Below are 9,901 nucleotides of genomic sequence, written 5' to 3' on the forward strand. Positions count from 1 at the left end.
GGGGTGATGGGCCCGGGTGGTGGGGAGGACTCCCCATGACAGCCTCCCCGGCTCACCGGGTAGGATCAGGACGCGTTGGGTGCAGGGCGTCCGAGGCCCCGCACCGTGACGAAAGGACCATCCCATGAGCACGGAATCCCCCTTCCCGAACAGCGATGGCTCCGATGCAGACGGCGCCGCCGTGGCATCCGAGACCGTCGTCGACGAGGTCTTCTCCGACGAGGACGGCGTTCTCTACGACGATGAGGTGACGCCTGAGTTCGGCATCCTCGGATTCACTCTGCGCGAGCTCCTCATCGTCGGCGCCTGGCTCGTCGCCTTCGTCGCCTCGTTCTTCCCGCATATCGCCGAGACGTCCATCTGGGGCACGGGTATCCAGTGGATCCTCCCGATCGGAGTGCCGACGGTCGCCGTGTTCCTGCTCGTGCTCCGCCGTTTCTCCCCTGAGGGGATCCGCAGGGTCGGTTCGCTGGGCATCGACCAGTTCGCCTCCGTCGCGTTCTCAGTCGCCGCCGTCTACTGGCTCGGCGCTCTGTGGAACGCGGTCGCCTTCGCGATCGAATTGGAGGCCTTCGGGTTGAACTGGAACGGAATCGTCCAGCTCGTCGCGATGCTCGCACTCGTCGTGCTCACCGTGTTCGCGCCGCTGGTGCCCGGGATCAAGGAGGACTTCCACGGTCGCCTCGTCACCCTGGCGCACCGCAACGCGAATCCGGTGCGGCCTGTCATCGCCCGCCCTCGCCCCGAGCCCGCGACCTCCGACGGCCACATACCGGCCGCGACCGGCGAGAGCCCGAGCCCGGCCCTCGAACACGCAGTCGATCCGGTGTCGACCTCGCATGAGGACGAAGCAGCTCCCCACGCGTCGGCCCCGGCTCCATACCCGACCGTTGTGCCGGCGTCGGGGCTCGACGTCGAGCTCTCCGGGCAGCAGGCGACGGACGAGGTCGCGCGCCTCGATCTCGCCGACCAGGTCCCGCTCGCCTCGCATGCGTCCGGGGGCGGCACAGGAACGGATCCGGCGCCGGCGCCGTCGCCCGACGAGGAGTACACGCCCGTGTACTCGCGTCAATCGTGGGGTCAGGAGCCCGAGATCGTCTCCGACACGGGCAGCATCGAGTCACTCATGGGGGCACGTGCGCAGGATGTCTCGTCTCCCGAGACGACGGCCTTCCCCGCCGTCGACGACCTGACCGACATCGACGCGACCAACCCCAGGGACGCGGCCCCGACGCCGCAGCCGTTCTGGATCCTCGCCCCCACGGACAGAGACGTCCACGACGAGCGGGGCGATGCGATCTTCCGCGTCGGTCCGAACGCCTGGGCTCTCGTCATCGAAGACCGCGGCGGGGCCTACGTCGTCCGGCACGACGACGGCCGCATCGGCTACCTGCACGACATCGCAGACATCACGAAGGGCTGATCTTGCGCACGATCGATCTGCGGGGGCGCGAGCTCTCGCCGGCTGACATGCTCGCGGCCGTGCCGCGCGCCACCCAGGCACGAGCGGAAGCGCTCGACACGGCGGCGCGGATCGTCGACGACGTCAGAGTGCGCGGTGGCGACGCCCTGCGCGAGCAGGCGGAGCGCTTCGACCGTGTCGTCAGCCACGACATCCGCGTGCCCGCGCAGCACATCGCCGATGCGCTGGAGGTGCTCGAGCCGGCTGTCCGTGCCGCTCTCGAGGAAGCGATCCGTCGTGTGCGGCTGGCGTCGGCAGCCCAGGTGCCGCCGACGCAGATCACCGAGATCGGCGCCGGCGCGACGATCACTCAGCGCTGGCAGCCGGTCCACCGGGTCGGGGTCTACATCCCCGGAGGCAAGGCGGTCTATCCGTCGAGCGTGATCATGAACGTCGTGCCTGCGCAGATCGCAGGTGTCGAGCAGATCGCCCTCGCATCACCGCCGCAGCAGGATCAGGGCGGACGCGTCCACCCGACGATCCTCGCAGCAGCCGGCCTTCTCGGGGTGACCGAGGTCTACGCGATGGGCGGCGCCGGAGCGATCGGCGCCTTCGCCCACGGCGTCGCCGACATCGGTCTCGATCCGGTCGACGTGCTCTCGGGCCCCGGGAACAACTACGTCGCCTCCGCGAAGCGCGCTGTCGCGGGCGTCGTCGGAACCGACTCCGAGGCGGGGGCGACGGAGATCCTCGTCGTCGCCGATGCCGCCGCAGACCCGCGCCTGATCGCGGCAGACCTCGTCAGCCAGGCCGAGCACGACGAGCAGGCCTCCGCCGTGCTCGTCACGGATTCTCCCGATCTCGCGCAGCGCGTCGTCGCGGAAGTAGCGAGCCAGGCCACGTCCACGCGGCACGCGGATCGGGTCGCCGCAGCCCTGGACGGGCCCCAGTCGGCGATCGTGCTGGTCGACGACCGGGCGATGGCCACGGCGTTCAGCAACGCCTACGCGCCCGAGCACCTCGAGCTGCACCTGGCGGATGCGGAATCGGCTGCGCCGTCGTTCACGAGCGCCGGCGCCATGTTCGTCGGCGAACACACGCCGGTGAGCCTCGGCGACTACATGGCGGGCAGCAACCACGTCCTGCCGACCGGCGGACAGGCCCGGTATGCGCCTGGGCTCGGCGCCTACACGTTCCTGCGTCCGCAGCAGGTGATCTCCTACGATCGGGCCGCCCTCGCCGAGGTGCGCGCCGGTGTCGTCGCTCTCGCCAACACCGAGGTGCTGCCCGCGCACGGTGAGGCCGTCGAGGCGCGGTTCACCGCGTAGGATCGGTCAGATGCACTGCCCCTTCTGCCGTCACTCGGATTCTCGGGTCATCGATTCCCGCACCAGCGACGACGGGCTGTCCATCCGCAGGCGTCGACAGTGCCCGGAGTGCGGCGGTCGCTTCACCACCACCGAGACGGCCAGCCTCAACGTCATCAAGAGGTCGGGCGTCATGGAGCCCTTCAGCCGCGAGAAGGGCATCTCCGGTGTGCGGAAGGCGTGCCAAGGGCGCCCTGTCACCGAGGCCGACCTCGCCGTGCTCGCTCAGCGGGTCGAAGAGGCCGTGCGACAGACCGGTGTCTCGCAGCTCGATGCGAACGAGATCGGGCTCGCGATCCTCGGACCCCTCCGCGACCTCGACGAGGTCGCCTACCTGCGGTTCGCCAGCGTCTACCAGGCCTTCGAATCGCTCGAGGACTTCGAGAGCGCGATCACCGATCTGCGCGCCGATCACGTGAGCACCGCACCCGCCGACCGGTAATCTGGCAGGGATGTATCCGCTGCTCTTTCGCGCTGTCCTGTCGCGCTTCGACCCCGAGTTCGCCCACCACGCCGGGATGGCGGTGATCCGCGTCCTCGGTCGCCCGCCGTTCTCCTGGGCGACCCGTGCGATGACGAAACCCGATCCGTCGCTGCGGGTCGACGCGCTCGGTCTGAGCTTCCCGTCGCCGTTCGGCGTCGCGGCCGGGTTCGACAAGAACGCGGTCGGCGTCAGGGGGCTCGCTGCTCTCGGCTTCGGGCACGTCGAGATCGGCACGGTCACCGCCGTGCCGCAGGAAGGCAACCCGAAGCCGAGGCTCTTCCGGCTCATCGAGGATCGCGCCGTCATCAATCGGATGGGCTTCAACAACGAAGGCGCGGATGCGGTGGCCCGGCGTCTCGCGAAACTCCGGCGCGGAGCCCCGGACACCGTGATCGGCGTCAACATCGGCAAGAGCCGCGTGGTCGAGGTGCACGAGGCGACGGCGGACTACGTCGCGTCCGCGACCAGGCTCGCCCCGCTCGCCGACTATCTCGCCGTGAACGTCTCGTCGCCCAACACGCCGGGCCTTCGCGGCCTGCAGGCGGTCGAGACGCTCGCGCCACTGCTGCGCGCCGTGCGCGCGGCATCCGGTTCCACTCCTCTGCTGGTGAAGATCGCACCGGACCTCCCCGATGAGGAGATCTCGGCCATCGCGCAGCTCGCGGTCGACGAAGGCCTCGCGGGGATCATCGCGCACAACACCACGATCAGCCGCGACGGGCTGTCGACCGACTCGGCGACGGTCGAGGCAGCCGGCGCGGGCGGGCTGTCGGGAGCACCGCTCAAGGAACGGTCGCTGCAGGTGCTCCGCCTCGTGCGCACGGTCGTCCCGTCCGACTTCTGCGTGATCGCCGTCGGGGGAGTGGAGACTCCCTCGGATGTGAAGGAGCGGCTCGCGGCGGGTGCGACCCTCGTGCAGGGGTACACCGCGTTCCTGTATCGAGGCCCGTTCTGGGGTCGGGAGATCAACAGGGGACTCGTGGGCCGCTGAGGCAGCACGCACAGACGGAAGAGGCGCCTCCTGCTCGCAGCGGGAGGCGCCTCTTCGATGACGTGGGGAATCAGGCGGGGCGGTCGCCGCGCTTGACCTGCGGCTTGGGCAGGCGCATGAATCGCATCTGCAGCGACCGCATCGCGGCGTACCAGCCCAGACCGCGTTCCATGCGCTCCTTGCCGAACTTCGCCGCGACCTTGCGCTTGACGCGCATACCCAGCAGCACCATGCCGCCGATCGCGAGGATCAGGTACGCCATCATGACGAGGTAGGCCCAGCCGGCTACGGCGAATCCGCCGATCGCGAGGTTGGCGGGAAGCAAAGACACGAGGATCACGAGCACCATCACGCCCATGACGAATTCGGCGGGGTGCCATCCGGCATCCACATAGTCGCGGACCCACCGACGCTGCGCGCCCTTGTCTCGCGCCGGAAGGTACTTCTCCTCGCCGGCCGCGAGACCGGCCTGCGCGCGATTGCGGCGCTCGTTGAGCTCGGCGCGGGCGGCGGCCTTGGCCTCCTTGGTGTTCGCGACGAGTGGGCGGCGGCGCGCCGCCTCCTGCTCGGCCCTGGTCGGCGTCGCGCGTCCTTTGCCAGACGCGGGCGTCTCGGGGGCGTCGTCGTTCGTCGGACGGGAGACAGGGGTAGTAGCCACGAGGTTCCTCGGTTCGGTGAAGCGGATCACCTTAAGATTACTCGCATGACATCTCCTGCCCAGCCCGGTGACCAGAATCTGTCCAGCGAGCGAGAGCCCGCCATCCTCGAGGCGGCCGCGACAGGCTTCCCCGCAGCGCTCAGCGACCTCGGACACCTCGTCCGCATTCCAGGCATGGCATGGCCCGCGTTCGACCAGACTCAGCTCGAACGCAGCTCCGAGGCTGTGGCCGCTCTGGCCAGGGACACCGGGGTCTTCGATGACGTCCGCGTGCTTCGGGCCGCCGTTCCCGGCACCGATGAGCACGGTCAGCCGGCGGTGCTCGCCACGCGCGCTGCCCGCAACGGCAAGCCGACGATCCTCCTCTACGCCCACCACGACGTGCAGCCTCCGGGAGACGACGCGCTCTGGGAGACCCCGCCGTTCGAGCCCACCGTCAGGGACGGCCGTCTGTACGGCCGCGGCGCCGCTGACGACAAGGCCGGGATCATGGCGCACATCGCCTCGATCCGTGCGGTCGCGCAGGTGGTGGGGGACGACCTCGAACTCGGCATCGCGATGTTCATCGAGGGCGAGGAGGAATACGGTTCCCGCTCGTTCGCCCAGTTCCTCTCCGACAACAAGGAGGCGCTGCGCGCGGACGCCATCGTCGTGGCGGATTCCGGCAACTGGGATTCCGTCACCCCCGGCCTGACGGTGTCGCTGCGCGGGAACGCCCGCTTCACGGTCCGTGTGCGCACGCTCGACCACGCGTCGCACTCGGGGATGTTCGGGGGAGCGGTCCCCGATGCCATGATGACGACCGTGAAGATGCTCTCGACCCTGTGGAACGAGGACGGCTCCGTCGCGGTCGAGGGGATGACGGAGCGCGACGCGCCGACTCCGGAGTACAGCGAGGAAACGCTTCGCGACGAGGCTGGCCTCCTTCCGGGTACGTCGCCGATCGGCGACGGCACCATCCTGAGTCGCATCTGGAACAAGCCGTCCGTCACGGTGATCGGCATCGACGCGACGAGCGTCGCTGCAGCCTCCAACACGCTGCTTCCGGAGGTGACCGTGGTCATCAGCGCGCGAGTCGCTCCGGGCCAGACGGGTGAAGAGGCGTACGCCGCCCTCGAGGCCCACCTGCGCGCCCATGCGCCGTTCGGCGCCGAGCTCACCTTCTCCGACGTCGACCTCGGCAACGGCTTCCTCGTCGACACGAGCGGCTGGGCCGTGGCCCTCACCCGAGACGCCATGCGCGACGGCTACGGCGTCGCCCCGATCGACCTGGGCGTGGGCGGATCGATCCCGTTCATCGCGGATCTCGTTCGCGAGTTCCCCGCCGCGCAGATCCTCGTGACAGGTGTCGAGGATCCGCACTCCAGGGCGCACAGTCCCAACGAATCGCTGCACCTCGACACCTTCCGCCACGCCGTGGCGACCGAGGCGCTGCTGCTCTCTCGCATGAACGACATCATCATCTGAGCCCGATCGCCGAGGCTGAGGGTAAAATCGAGTTACCAGCCGTGCATGCACGGCCCGTCACAAGGAGCGACATGAGCGACATCACACTGACCTCAGCAGAGACCACCCAGGCGCACGGCGTGAAGCTGACCGACGCCGCGGCGATCAAGGTGAAGAACCTCCTCGAGCAGGAAGGCCGCGACGACCTTCGTCTGCGCGTCGCCGTCCAGCCCGGTGGATGCTCCGGCCTGATCTACCAGCTGTACTTCGACGAGCGATTCCTCGAGGATGACGTGACCGTCGACTTCGACGGCGTCGAGGTCATCATCGACAACATGAGCGTCCCGTACCTCGACGGCGCATCGATCGACTTCAAGGACACGATCTCGGAGCAGGGCTTCACGATCGACAACCCCAACGCCGCCGGCAGCTGCGCCTGCGGAGACAGCTTCCACTGATCTGAAGCCCTCCGTCAACCTGCGTGGTTGGCATGAATCAGGTGTGAGGTTGCCCTAGACTTGGGTGTGCCCTGTCCGCAATCTGAAAGGTGCATCGTGCCCTCGAAACGCCGCCTTCGTTGGGCCGCTCTTCCTCTGGGAGTAGCGGCAGCCGTGGCCCTGGCGGGATGTACTGCCACCGAGCTGAACGGTTACCTCCCTGGCTTCGTGGAGGGTGAGCCTGCGGCCACCAACCAGACCGAGCGCGTTTCGTCGCTCTGGGTCAACTCCTGGATCGTCCTGCTCGCCGTCGGCGTGATCACCTGGGGCCTGATGGCCTGGGCCGCGATCGCCTATCGACGCCGCAAGGGGCAGACCGGTCTGCCGGTGCAGATGCGCTACAACATGCCGATCGAGATCTTCTACACGGTCGTGCCGTTGATCCTCGTGCTCGGCATGTTCTTCTTCACCGCTCGCGATCAGAGCGAGATCGAGGCGAAGTGGGACGACCCCGACGTCGAGATCACCGCCATCGCCAAGCAGTGGGCATGGGACTTCCAGTACGACGGCGAAGAAGAGGACAACTCCGACGCCGTGTGGACCATGGGCATCCAGGCGCAGCCGGCGGCCGATGGCACCATCGACCAGTCGCAGTTGCCCACGCTGGTTCTGCCGGTCGACCAGAAGGTCACCATCGACCTGCAGTCTCGTGATGTGATCCACTCGTTCTGGATCATCGACTTCCTCTACAAGAAGGACATGTACATCGGGAAGGACAACTCCTGGTCCTTCATCCCGACGCGAGTCGGCGAGTACGCCGGCAAGTGCGCCGAGCTGTGCGGTGAGTACCACTCGATGATGCTGTTCAACGTCAAGGTCGTCGAGCAGGACGAATACGACGCCTATCTCCAGTCGCTCGAAGAAGAGGGCAACACCGGAGACATCACAGACGCGTACGACCGTCTGTCGAACTACCCGGGCACCACCGCCCCGACCTCCGAGGAAGGAGAGGAGTAAGCCATGTCGACCACTGAAGCCCCCCGCACCGACGAGGCCCCTCGCTCCCGTCCCACCACTCTGCCCGCCCGCCAGGCCGCTCTGATGAGCTCCTCGCGCGTCGAGCAGAAGGGCAACATCGTCGTCAAGTGGATCACCGCCACCGACCACAAGACGATCGGGTACATGTACCTCATCGCCTCGGTGCTGTTCTTCCTCCTGGGCGGCGTGATGGCCCTCGTCATCCGTGCCGAGCTCTTCGCGCCGGGAATGCAGATCATCCCGACGAAGGAGCAGTACAACCAGCTCTTCACGATGCACGGCACGATCATGCTCCTCATGTTCGCGACGCCGCTCTTCGCGGGCTTCGCGAACGCGATCCTGCCCCTGCAGCTCGGCGCACCGGATGTCGCGTTCCCGCGTCTGAACGCCTTCGCGTTCTGGCTCTTCCTCTTCGGATCGACGATCGCCGTTGCCGGCTTCCTCACCCCTCAGGGTGCGGCGTCGTTCGGCTGGTTCGCATACCAGCCTCTCGCCAGTGCGTCGTTCTCGCCGGGTGCGGGTGGAAACCTCTGGATGCTCGGCCTGGGCATCTCGGGCTTCGGAACGATCCTCGGTGCCGTGAACTTCATCACCACCGTGATCACGATGCGCGCCCCGGGTATGACGATGTGGCGCATGCCGATCTTCTCGTGGAACACGCTGATCACGAGCCTCCTGATCCTGATGGCCTTCCCGGTCCTCGCCGCAGCGATCTTCGCCGCCGGTGCCGACCGTGTGCTCGGCGCACACATCTACGACCCTGCCAACGGCGGTGTCCTGCTCTGGCAGCACCTCTTCTGGTTCTTCGGTCACCCCGAGGTGTACATCATCGCGCTGCCGTTCTTCGGCATCGTGTCCGAGATCTTCCCGGTCTTCAGCCGCAAGCCGATCTTCGGCTACAAGACGCTCGTCTACGCGACGATCGCGATCGCGGCGCTCTCCGTGGCGGTCTGGGCTCACCATATGTACGTGACGGGATCCGTGCTTCTGCCGTTCTTCGCGCTGATGACGATGCTCATCGCCGTGCCGACGGGTGTGAAGATCTTCAACTGGATCGGCACGCTCTGGCGAGGGTCCGTCACGTTCGAGACTCCGATGGTCTTCGCCCTCGGCTTCCTCGTCTCGTTCGTCTTCGGTGGCCTGACCGGCGTGATCCTCGCGGCCCCGCCGCTGGACTTCCACCTGTCCGACTCGTACTTCGTCGTCGCGCACTTCCACTACGTCGTCTTCGGCACCGTCGTGTTCGCGATGTTCGCCGGCTTCTACTTCTGGTGGCCGAAGTGGACCGGACGCATGCTCAACGAGCGCCTGGGCTACGTGCACTTCTGGATGCTGTTCATCGGCTTCCACATGACGTTCCTCATCCAGCACTGGCTGGGTGTCGACGGCATGGTGCGTCGCTACGCGGACTACTCGCCGGAAGACGGATGGACCTGGGGCAACCAGGTCTCCACGATCGGTGCGATCATCCTCGGTGCGTCGATGCTGCCCTTCTTCCTGAACGTATGGATCACGGCTCGCAAGGCGCCGAAGGTCACGGTCAACGACCCGTGGGGCTACGGAGCATCGCTCGAGTGGGCGACGTCCTGCCCGCCGCCGCGCCACAACTTCACGTCGATCCCGCGAATCCGCAGCGAGCGTCCCGCGTTCGATCTGAACCACCCGGAGGCGGCCGAGTTCACTCCTGCCGCGCCCGGCGAGCGAGAGGGCCACTGAGCCATGCGCGACAACGTCATCCTCTGGTGGGTTCTGACCGCCTTCTTCGCACTCGTCGGTGTCGTGTACACCGGCTGGCACATCCTGGCCACGCCGGCCGAGAACTTCGCGGCGCGGATCGAATGGGTCGGCACCGTGGCGCTGTTCTTCGCAGCGTGCATGGGCGCGATGATCGCGTTCTATCTCGACCGCACTCACAAGGCGCAGAACGGCGAGCTGCCGGAAGACATCCTCACGAGTGACATCGACGATGGAGACCCTGAACTCGGCGAGTTCAGCCCCTGGTCGTGGTGGCCGATCGTGCTCGCGGGTTCTGCCGGTATCTTCGTCGTCGGACTGGCCGGCGGACACTTCCTGCTCCC

At 67.4% G+C, this 9,901-nt stretch carries 10 protein-coding genes; 9 read left to right on the forward strand and 1 reads right to left on the reverse strand.

All coding sequences use genetic code 11. From position 1 onward, the window contains the following. The first annotated feature begins 124 nt into the window (after positions 1–124). The 4 genes from J7E68_RS15680 to J7E68_RS15695 are packed head-to-tail and all read left to right on the forward strand — an operon-like array spanning position 125 to position 4,244. Positions 125–1,423 carry a hypothetical protein gene (locus J7E68_RS15680; RefSeq protein WP_251049060.1) on the forward strand — a complete coding sequence of 433 codons (1,299 nt, stop codon included), beginning with the start codon at positions 125–127 and terminating at the stop codon, positions 1,421–1,423. Beyond that, positions 1,423–2,730 carry a histidinol dehydrogenase gene (gene hisD, locus J7E68_RS15685; RefSeq protein ID WP_215174153.1) on the forward strand — a complete coding sequence of 436 codons (1,308 nt, stop codon included), beginning with the start codon at positions 1,423–1,425 and terminating at the stop codon, positions 2,728–2,730. The genes J7E68_RS15680 and hisD overlap by 1 nt, the downstream gene beginning before the upstream one ends. 10 nt (positions 2,731–2,740) lie before the next feature. Then, positions 2,741–3,211: a transcriptional regulator NrdR gene (gene nrdR, locus J7E68_RS15690; protein ID WP_215174136.1), complete on the forward strand. Its 471-nt coding sequence runs from the start codon at positions 2,741–2,743 to the stop codon at positions 3,209–3,211. A gap of 10 nt (positions 3,212–3,221) precedes the next feature. Then, on the forward strand, positions 3,222–4,244 hold the full coding sequence (locus J7E68_RS15695; RefSeq protein ID WP_215174138.1) for a quinone-dependent dihydroorotate dehydrogenase: 1,023 nt from the start codon (positions 3,222–3,224) through the stop codon (positions 4,242–4,244). A gap of 70 nt (positions 4,245–4,314) precedes the next feature. On the opposite strand, the gene J7E68_RS15700 is transcribed toward J7E68_RS15695, so the two are convergent. Next, positions 4,315–4,902: a DUF3043 domain-containing protein gene (locus tag J7E68_RS15700; RefSeq protein WP_215174140.1), complete on the reverse strand. Its 588-nt coding sequence runs from the start codon at positions 4,900–4,902 to the stop codon at positions 4,315–4,317. 45 nt (positions 4,903–4,947) lie between these two features. Between J7E68_RS15700 and J7E68_RS15705 the strand changes: the two genes are divergently transcribed. The 5 genes from J7E68_RS15705 to J7E68_RS15725 form a co-directional block, all read left to right on the forward strand. Next, positions 4,948–6,369 carry a dipeptidase gene (locus J7E68_RS15705; RefSeq protein WP_215174141.1) on the forward strand — a complete coding sequence of 474 codons (1,422 nt, stop codon included), beginning with the start codon at positions 4,948–4,950 and terminating at the stop codon, positions 6,367–6,369. A gap of 71 nt (positions 6,370–6,440) precedes the next feature. Continuing rightward, entirely contained in the window at positions 6,441–6,806 is a 366-nt protein-coding gene (gene erpA / locus J7E68_RS15710) for an iron-sulfur cluster insertion protein ErpA (RefSeq protein ID WP_215174143.1), read from the forward strand. 96 nt (positions 6,807–6,902) lie between these two features. Continuing rightward, complete coding sequence (coxB, locus tag J7E68_RS15715; protein ID WP_215174145.1) at positions 6,903–7,802, forward strand: cytochrome c oxidase subunit II; 900 nt, start codon at positions 6,903–6,905, stop codon at positions 7,800–7,802. A gap of 3 nt (positions 7,803–7,805) precedes the next feature. Further along, positions 7,806–9,539 carry a cytochrome c oxidase subunit I gene (gene ctaD, locus J7E68_RS15720; protein ID WP_215174147.1) on the forward strand — a complete coding sequence of 578 codons (1,734 nt, stop codon included), beginning with the start codon at positions 7,806–7,808 and terminating at the stop codon, positions 9,537–9,539. A 3-nt stretch (positions 9,540–9,542) separates the two neighbouring features. Further along, positions 9,543–9,901 (forward strand): cytochrome c oxidase subunit 4 (locus tag J7E68_RS15725; RefSeq protein WP_215174149.1); only part of this gene is annotated, 359 nt, incomplete at its 3' end.

The organism is Microbacterium sp. ISL-103, from assembly GCF_018613995.1.
Classification (GTDB): Bacteria; Actinomycetota; Actinomycetes; order Actinomycetales; family Microbacteriaceae; genus Microbacterium.